Source organism: Acinetobacter sp. YH01008 (assembly GCF_013420435.1).
Lineage (GTDB): Bacteria > Pseudomonadota > Gammaproteobacteria > Pseudomonadales > Moraxellaceae > Acinetobacter > Acinetobacter pseudolwoffii.
Genome location: NZ_VOYD01000017.1, coordinates 21,447 through 40,950, shown reverse-complemented (window position 1 = coordinate 40,950; position 19,504 = coordinate 21,447). Strand labels below are relative to the sequence as shown.

Genomic DNA, 19,504 nt, shown 5'->3' with positions numbered 1-19,504 from the left:
GCTCATTCGATTACGACGAATGTGAATGTGAATATGGGGGGGGTATATATTAAGGCTCTTTAATTGTCCCTTATTTTTTGAAGAATTATCCCTTTGTCAATTGCAGAGGAAATAAAATGGAATTGCGGTGAATTCTGTTTAGCTTCATGAATCTTCTGTTTTGATCCCAGCATATTGAAAAGTGTTTTTCCTACCAAGTACGCGCCAGACAAAGTGCCACCACTTAACATCATATCCCCGATTGCGGTACTAGCTTCCCATAATTTAGGCCTATTGCTTTTGATATCACTAATTATGGGTTTAAGTGAATATGATGGAAATCTTGAAGCAAAAACTTCCTGATACTCAGTCACAGCTTTATCGAATTGAATAATTTCATTTTGGCGAGATAAAGCACGCTGGTCTTTATCATCAAAGGCAGAGATAGTCCTAAAAAGTTTGTATTTTGTATAATGAAGATTGTCTAGCTGCTCAATATGATCTTCCCTAAATCTCCTTAATACATCTATAGGAACATAAGTACTTGGATACGGCAGACATTTTGCTATCTCAATCCTAATTGAATCTTGTTCCAGTAGATCATCCGATTCAATGCTATTAAATCCAGCAGCAACATTATTATAAATAATCCAGTCAGAGTCTTTGGTCTGTTTTTTTACACTTTGACAAGCAATAAGAGATTCCAAGGCTAAGCGCTGAAACTGGGAACTATGCATTGATTCCGGAGGAGCATTCCTATAAAAATCAATAACACCATTGCTTTTAAACTCATTAACAACTTCATCAGAGCAATCTATATAAGGGATTTGAGTCAAGATTATATTATCCCAATATAACCCATAAAACATTAAATCCTGCCTACTTAAGTCTTTAGCAACTATACCGTTTTCATTATTAGCTGTTGTCCCTGAAAGGATAATCCCTTGAGATACTCGGCGCCTTTTAAATTTTATGATATTGCTCATTTTTAACAATTACTCTTCTTTAAATTATGCACTTTATTCAAAATAGAGATCATTTTTACTCCTTCCACCCATCCACAATATCAGCCCAATCCTGCATCATTTTTATTTCTCGACATGCTTATCATCAATCAAATACTGTCCAAAACTATCTATCCAGCCTTGAATAGATGCTTCCCACACATAAGTACGAGTTTTAAGTTTCTTCACCAGGGTAAGATCCCTAATTCCAAAATGCGTACTTCCTTCCGGTAATTCATCCCAATCTACCTTTCCATTCTCAGTAAACCAGTCTTCCCAAGCTAATTGAATATCATGAGCCACAAATCGACTATTAGAATTATCCCAGGCGAATGGATTATTACTATTCAACTTATTCACATGCAGACGTTTAAAATATTTATTGTTCTGATGGATCTCAATAAACAGATCTAAATGTTTTTTGATGAAATCAAATTCAACATTAATTACGCCCTCATCTTCAAAAGCATCACTCTTATCAACCAATGCCATGTAGCGCTGTTTCTTACTCCATTCCTTGTAATAACTATTATAGTTATCTTCTGCAACACGGATTGCTTCCTCAAATTCCAATCGAATGCCACGTTTTTTAAGATTCACATATCGCTTCAAGGTATTCCATGACTCATGAAGGGTAATAGTCTGCAACTGGGGAATGGTAAAGCCATCTTCTGCATAACGTGTTGCAGCCTCATGGCGTAAATCATGGAATCTTAAATCACTAATACCACATGCATTACACGCCCGGGTAAAGTATGTAGACACGGTACGGGTATTCACTGGAATTAAAATATTCTTGTCATATCCCAAGGCAAGCATTCGATCCCGGACTTCTGGCTTCATAAACTCATCAATCATATTGATGGCTCTTGGTTCCATGTGAGCATACTTATGATTACCCAAGGATCCATTCGGATTTTTAGCATCTCTGACTAACCACTGACTATTCAGATCATCGTAATCATCCAGGCGCAATGAACACAGCTCATCTTCACGGCGGGCAGTGTAGAGTGCAAACCACATAATCAGATGCATCGGCGTTGAGTTCTTGACCCGTTTCCAGCTTTTATAGAAATAGTTGGTCAGCATTTGAAGTTCTTCCGCCGTAGGCAAGCGGTCACGCTGTTTGGATCTGGTCACGATGCGAGACTTCTGTAAACCAATCATGGCTTTTTCAAATTCGATTAGCACAGTCTCTAAGGGTTCGCCCCATACAAACTCTGCATGAACGATAACAGCCTTGATATGGCTTAAGTCCTTTAAGATGGTGGCAGGTGCAACACCGTCAGTTCCTTTAACTGGATCGCCTTTTCTTCGCATAATTGCATAATCAGAAAAGTCTTGTCGTGTTAAAGAATAGATATTCTTCTCAGAAATATCTAAACTAGCGATGTGCTGTAGTGCTCCTGTTTTTGTCCTGGCAAAGCTGTCTGCTTCTTCCAAATACTGAAAAATGAACTCCCTGAGCGTTTTGTGCTTTATTTGCACCGCCGGATTCAACATTTTTTCAGGGTGCAATTCGATTTCTGCTTCCGTGCGTTTGATCCAGTCCTCAGCTAATGATTTTTTGCTGAAGGTTTTTGATTGTTTGAATTCAGGGTAGCCTTGACGTTGTACACGGACTTGAGCTCTATACCGGGTTGTGCCGTCTTTTGTTTGTCGCTTAGTGACTGTTCCCATGAATTTGCACCATTAAAATATTGGGGTGCAAGTAGGGTGCAATCAAAGGACACTAAAAGTCAATACGAAGCGACTAAACGAAGTTAAACGAGGTTAAAGATTTTGAGCAAAAACAATGTAATTGAAGAATTGTTTGGAAGATCAATAGATAGGAAGCTTTGGGTGGCCCCCATGGCAGGTGTGACTGACCGTCCGTTTAGAGCCTTGTGCAAGTATTTTGGTGCAGGTCATGCGGTCAGTGAAATGATGACCTCAGACAAAACTTTGCGTATGAGCAAAAAAAGTCTTTACCGTGCCAATTTTGATGGGGAGCTGGCACCAATCTCAGCCCAGATTGCCGGTTCAGATCCACAAGATCTCGCTGAGGCTGCGCGTTATCAGGTGGCCAATGGTGCACAAATTGTTGATATTAATATGGGCTGTCCAGCCAAAAAGGTCTGCAATCGATTAGCCGGTTCAGCCTTGCTACAGGATGAAGATTTAGTTGCCCGTATCTTGGATACTGTCGTGGCTGCGGTCGATGTGCCGGTAACTTTAAAAACCCGTCTGGGGTATTTAAATGGTCATGAAAATATCATGCGGGTGGCAAAACGTGCGGAAGATGCCGGAATTGCGGCGCTGGCTTTACATGGCCGTACCCGTGAAGATATGTATTTAAATACCGCCCGCTATTCACTCATTAAAGATGTAAAAGACATGTTGAATATTCCCGTGATTGCCAACGGAGATATTGACAGTCCTGAAAAAGCCAAATACGTACTGGATTATACCGGTGCAGATGCCATCATGATCGGACGTGCAGCACAAGGTCGTCCCTGGATTTTTCGTGAAATTGCCCATTATTTAAAAACTGGCCAATATCTGGATGCGCCGAGTATTACAGAAGTTAAGGATGTTCTATTGGGACATTTGGCTGAGCTATATGAGTTTTATGGCGAGTATTCCGGTTGCCGAATTTCCCGGAAACATATTGCCTGGTATACCAAAGGTCTGCGTTCAAGCAACGAGTTTCGTCAGGGCATGTATCAGGTAGAAAATACAGCTGATCAATATCGTGTAGTAGAAGATTATTTTAATACTTTACTTGAACATGGCTCAACCATGAGTGATGTTCAGGTCGAACAGGTCAATTTATTAGAGACCAAATGATGGCAGGCTAGTAGGAGGTAATCAAGAAATATGTTTTGTGTAGAAATACTACCTTTTTTATCTTGAGCGCGTCGATTTTAGCACGCTGTTTACACTTAAGCCGGTCAAATACATAGCACAACATTTTGTTGACTTAAACCGGACAGGACTTGGACATTGCTTACTTAAACTTGTTCTATGATGGATTCATCTAATATGAACAGGAGGTGATCCTTCTTGTTTGTAGTCATCACCAAGGGAGATCTGTAATGACAAATACCAATCGTCCAGTCACAGAATTTAGCCATAAAACGTCAACGGAATTGCCACAAGAACGCAGCGAAGGCTTAAATATAGATCCTACTGATGCCAATGCACGTCCGGATTTAAATACTCCTGAAAAAGATAATCCGAATGTGCCAGATATGAATGAAGGCAAAGATAATCTGGCTGCGACCAGTGCGGGTACAGTAGGTGGTGCTGCTGTAGGGGCCGTTGCAGGTCTGGTCGGTGGTCCTCCAGGTGCAGTGGTGGGCGGCATTATCGGTGGTGTGGTTGGTGGCATTGCCGGTAATGATATTGCAACATCAGATCGCCAAAAACAGGCAGATAACTACCAGCATCCAGAAGTTCGAAGTGAGGCAGATAATTATCAGCATCCTGACCAGTTGATTGCCGAAGATAATTACTGGCGCGATGAGTATCATAATCGCCCGTATTTTAATGAAACGCGGAATAGCTACAGCGATCTAGATTATGATCGTGACTATCGCGGCGCTTATCGCGTAGGTTATGAAAACCGTGCCATGTATGATCGTGATACAGATTTTGACCATGCGGAACCTGAACTACGGACCAAGTGGGAACAGGTGAAAGGTGAATCCCGTTTAAATTGGGAAGAAGCCAAGTTTGCAGTCAAAGATGCCTGGCATCGACTTACCCGCTAAGTCCGACTGAATAAAAAACCTCTCTAATTAGAGAGGTTTTTTATGCTGATAAATTTTAGAGATGTTTCATTTCCAGCACCAGCTGATTGATCAGATCAGACGCTTCCATTTCACGAATTTGTGCCACATTTGAGCCTGCCCAGAACGCGCCATAACCCTGATCGCCTTGTTTGGCTGCAGCAGCATGTAATTGCTTGGCCAGATCATAGGTATAAGGATAAGCCGGCACATCCAGACGATCGGGTGTGTCGACATCCATATGCCAGTGGTTGATGATTCCGCGAGCAGGGCGGCCGGAAATACTGGCACTGACTTGAGTGAGTGGCTTGGAAAGCAGGGCTTTACGATAAGCCTCATTGGCATTGGACGATTTGCACTGTACAAATGCAGTGCCAAGTTGCACGGCATCGGCACCGAAATCCAGCATTTGTCTTGCCTGTTGGCCGTCCATAATCCCGCCTGCTGCCACAATCGGCAGGGAACAATGCTGTTTGATCAGTTTCACCAGATTAGAGGTTTTGACCGAAGCATCGAATTTGGTACTGAAAATTCCACGATGACCGCCGGCTTCAATGCCTTGGGCAATAATAATATCAATTCCGGCAGCTTCGATGGCTTTGGCTTCGGCAAAATTGGTCGCAGAAACCATGGTTAAAATTCCTGCCTGTTTTAAGGCTTGAATCTGATGCGGATGCGGAATGCCAAAATGAAAACTGACCGCCCGTGGTTTGGTTTCCAGCACCAGATTCAGGAAGTCATCATTGTCTTTAAAGCTCGGATAAATACAGTTTAAATGCTCGGGTGGCTGCGCCCCATATTCAATAAATTTATTTTTAAACTGTGCGATCCATGCCTGCGCGACAGCTTTATCTAGGGGCACACTGTCATGACAGAAAAAATTCACCTGAAAAGGGCAGTCTGTCAATTCCTGAGTTTTTAAAATCTGTTGTCGTGCTGCCTCGATACTGCTGGCTCCCAAACCGAGTGAACCCAAGCCGCCTTGATTGGACACTTCAGCTGCAAGTTCAGCTGTAGAGACACCTGCCATCGGCGCCAAGAAAATAGGATGTTTAATTCCGAGATTTTCTAATAAAGACATAGATTTGCTCCTTGTTATGTTTTTACTTTGCCCTTGAGTTCAAAATTAAGCAAATCATATTGGTTATTTTATTTTGAAATACTTAAACTTTGCTTAGCTGTCATTTACATTTCTCACGACACGCTATGTCGCTAGCCAGACAGATCAACTATAGCGCTGCAATTGAAGACTTTATAATAACATTTTGGTCAAATCTTTCTGAGCTCATGTCTGATCGTATCCGTGAAAAACTGCAAATTTTAGCCGATGCTGCCAAGTATGATGTGTCCTGTTCATCCAGTGGAAGTAATCGTAAAAATAAAGACAAAGGGGTAGGAAATACCGGCAATGGTATTTGTCATAGCTATACCGAAGATGGCCGCTGCGTTTCCTTGCTGAAAATTCTATTTTCCAATGTCTGTATTTTTGATTGCTCTTATTGTGTTTCGCGCCGTTCCAATGACGTCAAGCGAGCAGCATTTACCGTGCAGGAAGTGGTGGATTTGACCATGAACTTTTACCGCCGTAATTATATTGAAGGTCTGTTTTTAAGCTCGGGTATTTTTAAATCGGCGGATCACACCATGGAGCGGATGCTACAGGTAGTGAAAAAACTGCGACTGGAAGAAAACTTTAATGGCTATATTCATTTGAAAACCATTCCGGGTGCATCTCAGGAAATCATTACCGAAGCCGGACTATACGTAGACCGCATGAGTATTAATCTGGAAATGCCGACTGAAGCCGGATTACAGAAATTTGCGCCTGAAAAAACCCATGCCGAAGTACAAAAAGATTTGGGGATTGTGCGGGATCGACTGATCCAGCTCAAAGATGAACGCAAATTGATTAAATCGGTGCCAAAATTTGTACCTGCCGGACAAACCACACAGATGGTGGTGGGCGCACACAGTGAAACTGACCAAGACATTATTTTAATGGCCGATCGGCATTACAAGGAATTTAAGCTGAAACGGGTGTATTTTTCCGGCTATATTCCGATTAATCCTGAAGAAAAAGCCTTACCGGTTGTCGGTTCAGCGCCGCCATTATTAAGAGAAAACCGTCTATATCAATCCGACTGGTTAATGCGTTTTTATGAATTTTCTGCCGATGAAATTGTCGATGACCAGCAGCCGAATCTGGATCTGGATATTGATCCCAAACTCAGCTGGGCCTTGCGACATCCTGAAGCTTTTCCAGTTGATATTAACCGTGCCGACTATAAAATAATTTTGCGTGTACCGGGTATTGGGGTACGTTCGGCCAAAAAAATTGTACAGGCACGCCGTTTTGGTCAGATTCATATCGATCAGCTAAAACGCATGGGTGTGGCATATAACCGCGCACAGCATTTTATCCGCTGTGCTGATACGCCAAAATTTAAGAAAGATCAGCAATCGCATCAGATCCGTCAGCAAATTTTACAGTCTGGCCAATCTAAATATCAGCAGCAGCTTTCACCACAGCTTGGACTGGCATTCTGATGGCCTGTTACTGTTTTGATGGCAGCATGACCGGCTTGCTCAGTTGTGTATTTCGGGCTTTTGAGTTTAAGGAACTGAATGCCCGCATCACTGCCAATCCACAAGCACAAAATGGCCTGTTTGATGAATTTATTTATGTTAGCTCTAATGATGAGCATGGACAGCGGGTCTGGCAGGGGCTCAAGCAAAAAGTCTCCTCCAGCAGCTTGCGTACTTTTTACTATACTTTTCTGTCGGAACAAGAAGCAGCGTTTCAGATTCTATTTGATTTCGCGGTTTATGTATTTAAAAACCAGCGACCTGTCGATAAAGATTATGGTCATCATGCAGTTATCGGTATGTCGCAATGGGCCAAGCAAGTCGGACGGGAAAAGCACCGTATGGAGGCTTTTGTACGCTTTAAAAAGGCCAAGGATGGACTATTCCTGAGTCTGGTTAAGCCGGACTTTAATGTTCTACCGATTATTTCCCGATATTTTCAGGAGCGCTATCAGGATCAATCCTGGCTGATTTATGATGAGCTGCGCAATTACGGGATTTATTATGATTTAGAGCAGGTACATCAGGTCGAGATGAATGCTGAAGCAATCGATCCGCAAATCCAGATTGGGCACAGTCAGTCATTCAGTATCGAACTGGATGATGATGAATGGCTGTATGATCAGCTCTGGAAAGATTATTTTAATAGTGTGAATATTCAGACACGTAACAATATGAAACTGCATATTCAATATGTACCGAAACGCTACTGGCGTTATATGAATGAGAAAACACTTTAAACAGTACATCTGGCATCTTTCAGGCATAATAAGCGTTTATATTTAGATTGAGTGCATAGATATGAAGGTATGGCTAACGTCATTGGCGCTGCTCATTGGATTAACCGCATGCTCGAAAGAGCCACAAAAACCGGTCGTCGATCCAGTCAAATATCAGGTTCAGACAGCGCAGGAATTGCAGCAACGTTTTGATGCACTCAATAGCCAATTGGCTCAGGATTTTCAGAAATTTAAAAAACTAGAAAGTATTGCTTTCTCACACCAGTTTCCTTTAGATGTGAATAATCTGCAAACTTTAAACCGTCATTTGGTCAGCAGTACGGCATTAAAACCAAGTAAAATTGCCTATTGCGATATGATGAATGCTTATTTTGCCGATATGTATCGTTTGGGGCATTATAATCTGGAACTGGTCGATGACATCCAATTGCCGAATGCTGCCAATGAAAATCTAAAAGACAATTTTTCGAATGCCGATCACTTCTATACTTTTATTCTGGATCGCTATACCACTTATCGTCAGGTTCAGCAGACCATGGGTTATGGTTGTAATTTAAAAGCCGCGCTTTAAATCTTAAAGATAAAAAAGCCTATCATTAAGATGGGATTTTTAGTTTAAATAATTAACAACCTGTAATTTTTTCAGCTTGTGGTTTTTCTTCCGGGAAGAAGATTGGACGAAGTTTCACCCCAATACCATTACCGATAAAGGCAAACACCAGCCATAACCAGCCATGTAAACTGCCTGAAGCGATGCCACTGAAATACGCACCAATATTACAACCATAGGCCAAGCGTGCACCATAGCCGAGCATGATGCCACCGACAACAGCAGCAATGAGCGAGCGTTTCGGAATGTTGAAATTCGGGGCAAACTTACCTGCCAGACTGGCTGCCAGCAAAGCACCGAGCATGATGCCAAAGTTCATCATCGAGGTAATATCAAACCACAACGACTCTGTAAGTGCTTTGGCATTGCCAGCTTTCTGCCAATAATCCCATGCAGTTACATCAACACCCACTAAAGTGGCGCCTTTTGCACCCCAAACTGCCAGGGCAGAAGTCACGCCCCAAGGACGACCTGCAAGTGCCAACGTCGCAAAGTTGAGCAGGGTCAGAATAATCCCGCCCCAAATCAGAGGCCATGGACCACGAATAAAGCGTTTCCAGCCTTGATGCTCACTGCTTGGTTCTACTTCCAGACGACCATGACATTTCTTTTCGAAATAAACAGTCGCCGCAGCAATCAGTGCAAAAATAACAAAGCTCAGCAGCAATCCAGGCATCACCCCTAAACTCTGTACCAGAGAAATAGGTTCCAGATGCGGCAAAGCAAACCACCAGTCTAAGTGTGAGGTTGCAATCACAGAGCCGATACAGAAGAACAAGAGTGTTACCAGCATACGTGCACTACCACCACCCACGGTATACAGCGTACCCGATGCACAACCGCCACCGAGCTGCATGCCGATGCCGAAAATAAAGGCACCAATCATGACTGACATGGAAACAGGACTGACGTTACCTGTGACCGGGTTGCCAAACAATTCACCCGCACCTAAAGCGGGGAAGAATAACAATACTGCTAGAGCGAGCATAATCATTTGTGCACGCAGACCACGACCGCGACGTTCCTTGATAAAGACGCGCCAACTCGAGGTAAAACCAAATGAGGCATGGTACAGGGTCATGCCTAGCGCACCACCGATTAAAAATAACAGAGCCTGATTTAAGCCAACGATCTGATAGGCACCGATTGTACCGATTACAAGTAAAATAAAAGCCACCCAGACCGAAATATTCGACCGTTGGGAAGCAGCAGCAATGACTGACATGGGAGATTAAATTTTAAAAATAAAGGCTGGTATTCTACTGAATTTCAGCTTAAATGCAGCCCATTTTGGCCAATGAGTGAGTATTAAGTCATTCTTATAGTTGATAAGTTTTATCACTTTATCTGATTTGTGGGAGTGAGTTATAAAAATAAATCTAATGGAACATCTCATTATTCTGTAATTCTCTACACTTAAGCAGCTTAAATAAATTGCAGATTTAATCGTATGGTTTTATGCCGATAGATCAGTATCGAGCATTTTTGAGTTTCTAGATTTTCAAATGAAGTACATAAAAAAGCCTGCAAATTGAATCGCAGGCTTTTTAAGCATTAAACTGAGAGCTAAAATCAGTTTTCAGCTTTTTCTCGAACATTGCCAGCACCTTCTTCAACCGCAGCTGCAGTGGCCGCAGTGGCTTTTCGTGCTGCTTCAGCAGTAGCATCTGCTGCTCGAGACGTTGCAGCAGCAGCTTCGTCAGCTGCTTGAGCTGTATTTTCCGCTGCATTATCCAAGGCTCTTTCAGTGTCTACCGCAGCTTCACGGCTTGCATCTTGCATATCATGACCGGCTTGATCTGCTGCATTTTCTAAATGCTCACCTGTCGTTGCCCCGGTTTCAGGTGCTTTATCTTTGTTACAGCCGACCAAGGCAACAGTTGCCACTAAACCTAAAGCAATCATTAATTTATTCATCGAGTAATATCCCTTGTTGTTGTATAGCTGCCAACTAATTTAACAGTCATTTCTTAAAGTTTATGCTAGAAAATAGATCAAAATTTGTTGATTAACTGTAACTTTTTTCAATACTTATGCTGCTTTAACTCGCTCAGGACTTATTTAATAAGTTGTTTTAAGTGTATTAAATGAGTCAGATCCAGAAACTAAAAAATTTCTAATTTAATAAGCATTCAAGGATGATGGAAATGAACGGGGTATATTATTAATCTTGCGATTTAAGTTGTCAGTCGTGTAAAAAAGATGATTTTAAGCAATAAAATCCCAGTCATAAAAAAAGCCCGCAGGGTGCGGGCTTTTTAAAGAGAAAATTAGAGACCAGCAGAGGCTTTAAGCGCTTCCACTTTGTCGGTTTTTTCCCAAGTAAAGGCCGTATCAGAGCCTTCACGGCCAAAATGACCATAAGCCGCAGTCTGCTTATACATTGGCTGAATCAGATCCAGCATGCGGGTAATGCCATATGGGCGTAGGTCAAAGTGCTCACGAACCAAGGCAATAATCAATTCTTCAGATACTTTTGCAGTATTAAAAGTGTTGATTGAAATTGAAGTGGGTTCAGCAACACCAATTGCATAAGACACCTGGATTTCACACTTGTCTGCAAGACCAGCCGCAACGATATTTTTTGCTACATAACGCCCTGCATAGGCAGCAGAACGGTCAACCTTAGATGGATCTTTGCCAGAGAAAGCACCACCGCCATGACGCGCCATACCACCGTAGGTATCTACGATAATTTTACGACCTGTCAAACCACAGTCACCGACAGGGCCGCCAATCACGAACATACCCGTTGGGTTGATGTGGAATTTGGTCTCTGCATGGAACATATCGGCAGGAATGATTTTCTTAACGATTTCTTCAATCACAGCTTCTTTAAGATTGGCTTGTGAAATTTCAGGATCGTGTTGAGTCGACAAAACCACAGCATCTAAACGAACAGGTTTGCCATTTTCATAAGCAAAGGTCACTTGGCTTTTCGCATCTGGGCGTAACCAAGGCAAAGTTCCATTACGACGAAGCTCTGCTTGTTTTTCCATTAAGCGATGTGCATAGGTAATTGGCGCAGGCATTAAAACGTCAGTTTCACGGCTGGCATAACCAAACATCAAACCTTGGTCGCCGGCACCTTGATCTTCAGGTTTCTGACGGTCTACACCCTGAGCAATTTCAGGTGACTGTTTGCCAATCATGTTGATTACGGCACAGGTCGAACCATCAAAACCCAGATCAGAATGGTGATAACCAATACCGTTCACGGTATGGCGTACTACCGCTTCAAAATCGATATTGGCCGTCGTTGTGATTTCACCGGCAAGTACAACCGCACCTGTTTTTACAAGCGTTTCACAAGCAACCCGTGCATAAGGGTCTTCTTTTAAGATTGCATCCAAAATAGCGTCACTGATTTGGTCAGCCATTTTATCTGGATGGCCTTCGCTTACAGATTCCGAAGTAAATACAGCGTACTCGCGCATAGTCCTATCACAGTTAATTTTAAAGACCCGATATGTTACATCGAGTTGCGCTCTAGGACTAGCTTAACACGACAAAATTGGTCGAAATTGTTTCAAATTATTGTGTTTTTAATTGATTAATAGAATTAAAAAAATTGATATGTCGATTTAACCGTCATTGCTGATTTGGCAAGGAGCGACAAATTAATCCGGATTTTCCCAGATGTAGCAAAATTAAACAGTTATATTCTCGAATAAATTTTAAAAGATCGCTGATTGGAAAAATATAAAGCTAAAATCTGAGCAATTTTCAGGAAAATGATTATTACATTAATACGCTCGCATGTGATTCAACATGATTCGACTAGCTGTATTGTTGTTGCATCGGCTTCTCTGCATATTAGGCCTAAGGTTTCACTACTGGCCGGTTAAGCATGGCCAAGATTCTTTTTGTATGGGCTTCTTGAAGTAAGACTGTACGGAGATAAGTCATGATGTATCAAAAGGCATTTACCTTAATTGAGGTGATGATTGTACTGACGATGATGGCGATTTTAGCCACCATGGCGTTTATGAGCTATCAGGGCTATGTGGTACGTGCTCAACTGGCTGAAGTGTTTGAGCAGGCTGGCACATATCGAACTCAGTTCATTGCCTCAGGTCAGCATTGTGATGCTGGACGCGAGATTGGGGGGAATACACGATATATCGAAAAAGTGGTGATTAATGCAACATGCCGAATTGAGTTTAAGCTGCGACAGCAAGGCCTAGATGCAGCGATTCGGGGTAAATCAATTGCATTTGATGTCTATACGGGAAAATGCTTCTCGACCGATATTTATCAGCGCTATTTACCTAAAAGCTGCCAAGGGCGCTAAGCACGCTTGCTGCTTATGATTGAGCCTAAATAGATGTAAGCTTTTCATCTAAAAAATACATAGTTGATTGATCTATTGATAAGAATGAATCATCAATGCTTTCCATCATCAACGAGAAAATTATATGACACATCTCGCTTTGAACGGATGGAGCCGACTTTAGATTAAAAACGAATTAACAGCCAATTCTAAAAAATCCAGGGTTGAAAAGCTCAATCAGACAACAATATGCTAACTATCATATCTAATAAATCCATCGCAAAAGTGACCAGAGAAAACAGAACTAGAGAGAAAAATGTGGAATAATTACCCGATAAGGAAATACAAGACTAATAAACTGATAAATGTTGTTGCTTAGTCTTTACCCCTCGCTGTTTTTTTAAGACAATAGACCATAGTTTTGAAAGTCTTTTCATCATTTCCTATTTCTGAATATTTTGGACTCTGATTTATGACAACCCCGCTTAATGAACGTCGTATTGCAAACGCAATTCGTGTATTGGCAATGGATGCTGTGCAAAAAGCAAACTCAGGACATCCAGGTGCTCCAATGGGGATGGCAGATATCGCTGATGTGGTTTGGCGTGAATTCCTGAACCACAACCCGACCAACCCGAATTGGGCTAACCGTGACCGTTTTGTATTGTCAAATGGCCATGGCTCTATGCTTCAATATGCACTGCTTCATTTAACGGGCTACGATCTTTCGATTGAAGATCTAAAAGCATTCCGTCAACTTCATTCTAAAACACCTGGTCACCCGGAATTGGGTTATGCACCCGGGATTGAAACGACGACTGGTCCTCTAGGTCAAGGGATCGCCAATGCTGTTGGTTTTGCGCTGGCTGAAAAAACCTTAGCCGCACAATTTAATAAAGATGACCTCCAGGTTGTGGATCACTTTACTTACTGCTTCCTGGGCGATGGCTGCCTGATGGAAGGTATTTCACATGAAGTGTGTTCATTGGCAGGTACCTTAGGTCTTGGTAAGTTAATTGCTTATTATGACGACAATGGCATCTCGATTGATGGTGAAGTTGAAGGCTGGTTCTCTGACGACACCGAACAACGCTTCTTGGCTTACGGTTGGCAAGTACTTAAAGTAGATGGTCATGATAGCGAAGCGCTTCGTGCTGCAACTTTAGCAGCTAAAGCTGAAACTGCTAAGCCAACCATCATTATTTGTAAAACAGTGATTGGTTTGGGTTCACCAAACAAGCAAGGTAAAGAAGACAGCCATGGTGCGCCACTCGGGCATGATGAAATTGTCTTGACGCGTGCAGCGTTAGGCTGGACTGACGAAGCATTTGTTATTCCTGAAGATGTGTATGCAGCTTGGGATGCCAAAGACAAGGGCGCTAAAACTGAAGCAGCGTGGAATGAAACATTTGCTGCCTATGCTGCAAAATATCCGACTGAAGCGGCAGAGCTAAAACGCCGTATGTCAGGTGATTTGCCAGCAGACTTCGTTGCAAAAGCAGATGCCTATATCGCTGAAGTGAATGCTAAAGCTGAAACCATCGCGACACGTAAAGCAAGCCAAAATGCATTGCAAGCACTGGTTCCATTATTGCCAGAAGTGCTAGGCGGTTCTGCGGACTTGGCTGGTTCTAACCTGACGCTGTGGAAAGGTGCGCAAGGTGTACAAGACAATGCAGCGGGTAACTACGTACATTATGGCGTGCGTGAATTCGGTATGACTGCAATCGCCAATGGTGTTGCGCTGCATGGCGGTTTCATTCCTTATGTGGCTACATTCCTGATGTTTATGGAATATGCACGTAATGCAGTACGTATGTCTGCCTTGATGAAGCAACGTGTGATTCATGTGTACACACATGACTCTATTGGTCTCGGTGAAGATGGTCCTACGCATCAGCCAATCGAGCAAATTGCATCTTTACGTGGTACACCAAACCTGAATACCTGGCGTCCATGTGACACCGTTGAAGCTGCAATTTCTTGGAAGTCTGCATTGACTCGTTCTGAGGGTCCGACAGCATTAATCTTCTCTCGTCAAAACTTAGCTTTCCAAACTCGTACTCAAACACAAATTGAGAACGCTGCGAAAGGTGGTTATGTATTGGCTGAAGAAAAAGGCGAATTAAAAGCGATTATTATTGCAACAGGTTCAGAGGTTGCTTTGGCAATGGAAGCTTATGCACAGCTTGAGGGCGTGCGTGTCGTGTCTATGCCATGTGCTGAAGAATTCATGAAGCAAGATGCAGCGTACCGTGAAGCAGTTCTTCCATCCAATATTCGTGCGCGTGTTGCGGTTGAAGCAGCGCATGTAGATTATTGGTGGAAATTCGTTGGTCTAGATGGTCGCGTAATTGGTATGAGTACTTATGGTGAATCTGCACCTGCAAAAGACTTGTTCCAGCACTTTGGTATTACCACTGAAGCCGTTGTTGCAGCAGTAAAAGAAATTACTGCTTAATCAGCCCTTTAAAAGTTTAAAATGGCGTCCCAGTTTTGGGGCGTCTTTTTGTTTTTTGGTCTTTTTAGCTCTGTTTTCATGTGACAAGAGTTGAAGAGTTCTCTTGATAATTGAATGCAAAAAGTGAGATGAACATGAGCTTGTACGAGCAAATTAGCGAAGAAATTACTCTGATGGATGCAGGCGAACAGAAATGGATCGGGCAGGATCTACCTCTTGAGGCCATGATGGCGGTTGAGTTAATGCTGCAAGAACTCGCGGAAGAAAAAGTCATCAAAGTCCGCCGTAAAAACCATGAAAAGACGACTGGCCTAAAACAGGTTGATCGTATTCTGGTTGAAAAACTGTAAAGCTAAAATACTAAAAAGTCCCTGATTGGGGCTTTTTTTTATGCCAGATGATTTTTGTCTGGAAGTTGCTTATCAAAACCAGATGAGATAAAGATAAGTTTATAACCCGCTATAGAACTCAGCACCCTATCGAAACGGTTTATTTTGATGAAATAGGCAAAAGAAGTTGGTAAACATGAAAATAAATTCCCAGATTCAGATCAAATCTTTAGAGCAAATATCACAGTACCAATGGCTGCCTTTATGGCAAGAATATCAGGCTTTTTATCATGCGAAGATCTGTGACGAGGTCAGTGAAAATACCTGGGCGAAATTACACAGTACTGAGCTAGATTCGATGTATGGATTTGCTGCATTGCTTGATGAAAAAGTGGTGGGCATTGTACATGTGGTCGAGCATGACAGCAGTTGGACGCTACGGCCTTATGCTTATTTGCAGGATTTATTTGTGCCTTCGCAGTATCGAGGTCAAGGTATCGCTTGCAAGTTGATTGAACAGGTTTATCAGGTGGCAGAACAGCGTAATTGTGACCGCGTTTACTGGCTCACGCATGAATCAAATCGTCAGGCACAAATGCTCTATGATAAAGTGGCCAAAAAGACCGGATTTATCCAGTACCGTATGGATTAATAATAGAAATTTAAAAAATAACTTACAAATTTATCGTTTCATCGCTGCAACAAAACGTTTTATCTTTAGAGCTGTAAATATTTCTTAATTCTATACACTGAATAACATCCAAAACGAGAGATAAAAACATGAATTTCAAAACATTAGTATTAGGCTTAGCGGTTTCATCTGTAGCAACATTTTCTATTGCAAAACCAGTAACCTATACAATTGACCCGACCCATACTGCAGCCGTATTTAGCTGGGATCATTTCGGTTTTTCTACGCCATCTGGTAATTTCTCTGATATTCAGGGCAAAATCGTGGTAGACAATGAACAACCGGCAAAGTCAGCTGTGCATGTGACAATTCCAGTATCCAGTATTAATACCAACGTGACAGCTTTAGATGATCACTTAAAGAAAGCAGATTTCTTTGATGCAGCAAAATATCCAAACATCAGCTTTAAAAGTACCAAAGTAGAAACACAGGACAAAAAGAACTTCAAAATTACTGGTGACTTAACTATTAAAGGCGTGACCAAACCTGTGGTATTGGATGCTGTTTTAAACAAACAGGCTGAACATCCAATGATGAAAGTTCCAGCAATTGGTTTCAATGCAACCACTTCATTTGACCGCTCTGCATTTGGTTTAGGAGCAAACGTACCGAGTGTGGGTGATAAAATTACTGTTCAGATTACCACTGAAGCCACTGTACCTGCGCCTACAAAGAAATAAGATTCTCTGTATGGGTAGTATGAAAAAGCACCTGATTCAGGTGCTTTTTTATCAAATAAAATGACTTAGATCTAATCACGATTCAGAATCAGCAGACAGCCAAAACTGATAAAGATCCCGCCTGTAACTCCATCAATCCATTTGGCAAATTTTTGATAATAAGTCGTCATTTTCGGCATTGAAAAAATAATGGCTACAACCGTAAACCAGAGCAAACTTTCGATAAAGACCAGAGCTAAAAGAGAAGACTGTTCTGATAGTTTTGCATTAGGGCTAATCGCCAATGCAAATACGCTGCTAAAGTAAATCAGGGCTTTGGGGTTGGCCATGTTGGTGAAAAAACCTTGCAGCAATAATTTAAGATACGACGGCTGAACGATAGAAAGAGCTTCTGCTTTCGAATTTGTTAACGGTAGAGGTGTCTTAAAGCTCGACTTCAACATCAAACTGCCCAGATAGAGTAGATATAATCCACCCAATAGCATTAAGACCTGCTGTAACCAGACCATTTTCTGAAATAAAAAATGCAGGCCGCCAAGTGCGCAAATTGACCAGACCAGAATGCTCAATGAAATGCCGAGGGCTGCACATAAAGCATGCTTTCTGGACTGCCGGATGGCACTTTGGGTGACAAAGAAAAAGTCCGGCCCTGGACTAATCAGGGCAAAAAAATGAATCACGGCAATGCCGAATAATGCGCTCATAATGTTTCTACAGTCGAGAGGAAGAGTTTAGCCTGGAATGTATCTGAGACTAGGATACGATATTTAATTGCGCCAGATATTGCTCTAGTACAGTTTGCGAGGTAGTTTCCAGTACAGGCGCAAACTGAAGATTGGCAGCGCGTAGTGCAGGAATATCAATTTTAGCCTGACTCAATTCACAGCTATGGCCAATCAGCCATTTTTCCAGACTATCACTGGCGACTTCAGGATGGAATTGTAGTGCCAGAATATTACTGCCTATACGAAAGGCCTGATTTGCATAAAGCTCAGTACTTGCCAGTAATTCAGCCTGTTCAGGTAGGTCAAAGGTATCACCGTGCCAATGTAGCACTTCAATATTTTCCAGATTTCGCAGTGGATTATTCTCGATAGCTGCAAGACTGAGCTTAGACCAGCCCATTTCTTTGCTCTGTCCTGCATAGACTTTGGCACCAAGCGCATGCGCAATCAATTGAGCACCCAGACAGATTCCTAAAGTGGGTAAATTCTTATCCAAACGTACTTTAAGCAGGTCTATTTCTGCTTGTAAGAAAGGAAAGTTTTCTGTTTCATAAACCCCAATTGGGCCACCGAGAATTACGGTTAAACCAGGATGCTCATACGCCTTACGCAGGTCATCAATCCCGGCTTCAAAATAGCGGACACGTAGCCCCAGCTGATAAAATACATCTTCCCAAGCACCGAGGTCTTCAAAAGCGAGATGTTGGATTGCATATACAGTATCGGGGAAATGGTCCAGGTTCAGCATGGTCATTCGATCTAAAACGGGAAATATTTATTTAACGTCATTCTGTAAAAAAATAGAAGTCTTTTTAATCCCGTAATTTATGAAGCAAGATATTCTCAATCTGAATAGTGAATCCTGGTGCAGGATTCTGAACCGGCTTTGTATCATTATGCAGCTCAATTTCATTTCCCACTAGAAAGGCAGTAGAGTAGAGGTGAATATAGAATAAAAAGACTGAGGAAGAAAAAATGCACAATATCTGTCTCTATATCGATAAAAAACGTATCAGTCCCTATGTCATGTCAGTTTACGTTGCTTTAAAAGAAAAAGGCCTGAATTTTCAGGAAAAAACGGTTGATCTAGATCAACTGGAACAACAAAGCATGGCATATCGCAGAATTTGCCCCAGTAGAAAAGTTCCTTGTCTTGTGATGGATGATTTTCATTTATTTGAATCTTGGGCGATTACAGAATATCTGGAAGATGCTTTTCCAGCGCCAGATTATCCAGCTTTATACCCCAGAGAGAGTCAGGCCAGAGCAAAATGCCGTGCAGTTCAGGCTTTAGTCAAAACTGATTTTATGGCAATCCGCCAGGCCATGCCTTCAGACTCAATCTTTGTTCCACCTAAAGGACTTTTTATTGCATCAGCCGAAGTCTTGCAAGATATTCAGCGTTTATTGGCAGTCACAGAGAGTTTGCTCAGTGAATGCTGGCTGACTGAACAGTGGTCAATTGCAGATTTTGATCTGGCCTTTATGCTGCACCGCCTGCTTAGCCAGCAGATTGAACTGCCTGATAAAATTCAGGTATATATCCAGCGAAATTTCCAGCGTGCTTCAGTTCAGGCGTGGCTAACAGAAAATGAAAAGCTCAAGCTTTAAGCTGCCAAAACTTATCAACTAGAGGATACAAAAAAGACTTAA

Annotated in this window: 19 protein-coding genes; 11 read left to right on the top strand and 8 right to left on the bottom strand. The window is 42.1% G+C overall.

The genetic code is table 11. The features are described 5' to 3' along the window. Positions 1-59 precede the first annotated feature (59 nt). Together FTT75_RS10545 and FTT75_RS10540 are read right to left on the bottom strand one after the other, a co-directional pair. Entirely contained in the window at positions 60-965 is a 906-nt protein-coding gene (locus FTT75_RS10545; RefSeq protein ID WP_180186376.1) for a hypothetical protein, read from the bottom strand. Positions 966-1,067: 102 nt separating this feature from the next. Then, positions 1,068-2,663: a tyrosine-type recombinase/integrase gene (locus FTT75_RS10540; protein WP_074382893.1), complete on the bottom strand. Its 1,596-nt coding sequence runs from the start codon at positions 2,661-2,663 to the stop codon at positions 1,068-1,070. Positions 2,664-2,792: 129 nt separating this feature from the next. Here FTT75_RS10540 and dusB point away from each other — a divergent pair, with 129 nt between their 5' ends. Together dusB and FTT75_RS10530 are read left to right on the top strand one after the other, a co-directional pair. Beyond that, the gene (gene dusB, locus FTT75_RS10535) at positions 2,793-3,812 is read left to right on the top strand and encodes a tRNA dihydrouridine synthase DusB (protein ID WP_257230369.1); all 1,020 of its coding nucleotides are present in this window, start codon (positions 2,793-2,795) and stop codon (positions 3,810-3,812) included. A gap of 248 nt (positions 3,813-4,060) precedes the next feature. Next, positions 4,061-4,738 (top strand): hypothetical protein, encoded by a 678-nt coding sequence (locus FTT75_RS10530; protein WP_180077370.1) that lies wholly within the window; start codon positions 4,061-4,063, stop codon positions 4,736-4,738. A gap of 55 nt (positions 4,739-4,793) precedes the next feature. Here the strand turns inward: FTT75_RS10530 and FTT75_RS10525 are convergent, their stop codons facing one another. Then, positions 4,794-5,837 (bottom strand): nitronate monooxygenase family protein, encoded by a 1,044-nt coding sequence (locus FTT75_RS10525; RefSeq protein WP_180186374.1) that lies wholly within the window; start codon positions 5,835-5,837, stop codon positions 4,794-4,796. A gap of 206 nt (positions 5,838-6,043) precedes the next feature. Between FTT75_RS10525 and FTT75_RS10520 the strand changes: the two genes are divergently transcribed. From FTT75_RS10520 to FTT75_RS10510, 3 genes are all read left to right on the top strand, one after another. Next, positions 6,044-7,303: a putative DNA modification/repair radical SAM protein gene (locus FTT75_RS10520; RefSeq protein WP_180186373.1), complete on the top strand. Its 1,260-nt coding sequence runs from the start codon at positions 6,044-6,046 to the stop codon at positions 7,301-7,303. After that, entirely contained in the window at positions 7,303-8,082 is a 780-nt protein-coding gene (locus FTT75_RS10515; protein WP_180186372.1) for a TIGR03915 family putative DNA repair protein, read from the top strand. Before FTT75_RS10520 ends, FTT75_RS10515 begins: the two co-directional genes overlap by 1 nt. A gap of 61 nt (positions 8,083-8,143) precedes the next feature. Then, the gene (locus FTT75_RS10510; RefSeq protein ID WP_005096639.1) at positions 8,144-8,653 is read left to right on the top strand and encodes a hypothetical protein; all 510 of its coding nucleotides are present in this window, start codon (positions 8,144-8,146) and stop codon (positions 8,651-8,653) included. 52 nt (positions 8,654-8,705) lie between these two features. On the opposite strand, the gene FTT75_RS10505 is transcribed toward FTT75_RS10510, so the two are convergent. From FTT75_RS10505 to metK, 3 genes are all read right to left on the bottom strand, one after another. Next, the gene (locus FTT75_RS10505; RefSeq protein WP_180186371.1) at positions 8,706-9,917 is read right to left on the bottom strand and encodes a YeeE/YedE family protein; all 1,212 of its coding nucleotides are present in this window, start codon (positions 9,915-9,917) and stop codon (positions 8,706-8,708) included. 347 nt (positions 9,918-10,264) lie between these two features. Then, positions 10,265-10,609 (bottom strand): hypothetical protein, encoded by a 345-nt coding sequence (locus FTT75_RS10500; protein ID WP_005096643.1) that lies wholly within the window; start codon positions 10,607-10,609, stop codon positions 10,265-10,267. 353 nt (positions 10,610-10,962) lie between these two features. Continuing rightward, a complete protein-coding gene (gene metK, locus FTT75_RS10495; protein ID WP_005096646.1) occupies positions 10,963-12,129 on the bottom strand; it encodes a methionine adenosyltransferase in 1,167 nt (388 codons plus the stop codon). Between the two features lie 473 nt (positions 12,130-12,602). Between metK and FTT75_RS10490 the strand changes: the two genes are divergently transcribed. The 5 genes from FTT75_RS10490 (at position 12,603) to FTT75_RS10470 (ending at position 17,126) form a co-directional block, all read left to right on the top strand. Continuing rightward, positions 12,603-12,986, top strand: a complete 384-nt coding sequence (locus tag FTT75_RS10490; RefSeq protein ID WP_074382886.1) for a prepilin-type N-terminal cleavage/methylation domain-containing protein — start codon at positions 12,603-12,605, stop codon at positions 12,984-12,986. Positions 12,987-13,437: 451 nt separating this feature from the next. After that, the gene (tkt, locus tag FTT75_RS10485; protein WP_074382885.1) at positions 13,438-15,426 is read left to right on the top strand and encodes a transketolase; all 1,989 of its coding nucleotides are present in this window, start codon (positions 13,438-13,440) and stop codon (positions 15,424-15,426) included. A 134-nt stretch (positions 15,427-15,560) separates the two neighbouring features. Continuing rightward, on the top strand, positions 15,561-15,776 hold the full coding sequence (locus FTT75_RS10480; protein WP_005096650.1) for a hypothetical protein: 216 nt from the start codon (positions 15,561-15,563) through the stop codon (positions 15,774-15,776). 175 nt (positions 15,777-15,951) lie between these two features. Then, positions 15,952-16,407: a GNAT family N-acetyltransferase gene (locus FTT75_RS10475; protein WP_005171309.1), complete on the top strand. Its 456-nt coding sequence runs from the start codon at positions 15,952-15,954 to the stop codon at positions 16,405-16,407. A 128-nt stretch (positions 16,408-16,535) separates the two neighbouring features. Beyond that, the gene (locus FTT75_RS10470) at positions 16,536-17,126 is read left to right on the top strand and encodes a YceI family protein (RefSeq protein WP_180072681.1); all 591 of its coding nucleotides are present in this window, start codon (positions 16,536-16,538) and stop codon (positions 17,124-17,126) included. 71 nt (positions 17,127-17,197) lie between these two features. On the opposite strand, the gene FTT75_RS10465 is transcribed toward FTT75_RS10470, so the two are convergent. Beyond that, the gene (locus FTT75_RS10465; protein ID WP_005096656.1) at positions 17,198-17,830 is read right to left on the bottom strand and encodes a threonine export protein RhtC; all 633 of its coding nucleotides are present in this window, start codon (positions 17,828-17,830) and stop codon (positions 17,198-17,200) included. Between the two features lie 49 nt (positions 17,831-17,879). After that, positions 17,880-18,599 carry a glutamine amidotransferase gene (locus FTT75_RS10460; protein WP_074383170.1) on the bottom strand — a complete coding sequence of 240 codons (720 nt, stop codon included), beginning with the start codon at positions 18,597-18,599 and terminating at the stop codon, positions 17,880-17,882. A 227-nt stretch (positions 18,600-18,826) separates the two neighbouring features. On the opposite strand from FTT75_RS10460, the gene yfcF reads away from it, so the two are divergent. Then, positions 18,827-19,462, top strand: coding sequence for a glutathione transferase (gene yfcF / locus FTT75_RS10455; protein WP_159138184.1), 636 nt, complete (start codon positions 18,827-18,829; stop codon positions 19,460-19,462). The last annotated feature ends 42 nt before the right edge of the window (positions 19,463-19,504 follow it).

Excerpts from the sequence above, each read along its gene's own strand:
- FTT75_RS10545 (WP_180186376.1), bottom strand. The coding sequence starts at position 965 with ATGAGCAATATCATAAAATTTAAAAGGCGCCGAGTATCTCAAGGGATT.
- FTT75_RS10540 (WP_074382893.1), bottom strand. The coding sequence starts at position 2,663 with ATGGGAACAGTCACTAAGCGACAAACAAAAGACGGCACAACCCGGTAT.
- FTT75_RS10530 (WP_180077370.1), top strand. The coding sequence starts at position 4,061 with ATGACAAATACCAATCGTCCAGTCACAGAATTTAGCCATAAAACGTCA.
- FTT75_RS10525 (WP_180186374.1), bottom strand. The coding sequence starts at position 5,837 with ATGTCTTTATTAGAAAATCTCGGAATTAAACATCCTATTTTCTTGGCG.
- FTT75_RS10520 (WP_180186373.1), top strand. The coding sequence starts at position 6,044 with ATGTCTGATCGTATCCGTGAAAAACTGCAAATTTTAGCCGATGCTGCC.
- FTT75_RS10515 (WP_180186372.1), top strand. The coding sequence starts at position 7,303 with ATGGCCTGTTACTGTTTTGATGGCAGCATGACCGGCTTGCTCAGTTGT.
- FTT75_RS10510 (WP_005096639.1), top strand. The coding sequence starts at position 8,144 with ATGAAGGTATGGCTAACGTCATTGGCGCTGCTCATTGGATTAACCGCA.
- FTT75_RS10505 (WP_180186371.1), bottom strand. The coding sequence starts at position 9,917 with ATGTCAGTCATTGCTGCTGCTTCCCAACGGTCGAATATTTCGGTCTGG.
- FTT75_RS10500 (WP_005096643.1), bottom strand. The coding sequence starts at position 10,609 with ATGAATAAATTAATGATTGCTTTAGGTTTAGTGGCAACTGTTGCCTTG.
- metK (WP_005096646.1), bottom strand. The coding sequence starts at position 12,129 with ATGCGCGAGTACGCTGTATTTACTTCGGAATCTGTAAGCGAAGGCCAT.
- FTT75_RS10490 (WP_074382886.1), top strand. The coding sequence starts at position 12,603 with ATGTATCAAAAGGCATTTACCTTAATTGAGGTGATGATTGTACTGACG.
- tkt (WP_074382885.1), top strand. The coding sequence starts at position 13,438 with ATGACAACCCCGCTTAATGAACGTCGTATTGCAAACGCAATTCGTGTA.
- FTT75_RS10480 (WP_005096650.1), top strand. The coding sequence starts at position 15,561 with ATGAGCTTGTACGAGCAAATTAGCGAAGAAATTACTCTGATGGATGCA.
- FTT75_RS10475 (WP_005171309.1), top strand. The coding sequence starts at position 15,952 with ATGAAAATAAATTCCCAGATTCAGATCAAATCTTTAGAGCAAATATCA.
- FTT75_RS10470 (WP_180072681.1), top strand. The coding sequence starts at position 16,536 with ATGAATTTCAAAACATTAGTATTAGGCTTAGCGGTTTCATCTGTAGCA.
- FTT75_RS10465 (WP_005096656.1), bottom strand. The coding sequence starts at position 17,830 with ATGAGCGCATTATTCGGCATTGCCGTGATTCATTTTTTTGCCCTGATT.
- FTT75_RS10460 (WP_074383170.1), bottom strand. The coding sequence starts at position 18,599 with ATGCTGAACCTGGACCATTTCCCCGATACTGTATATGCAATCCAACAT.
- yfcF (WP_159138184.1), top strand. The coding sequence starts at position 18,827 with ATGCACAATATCTGTCTCTATATCGATAAAAAACGTATCAGTCCCTAT.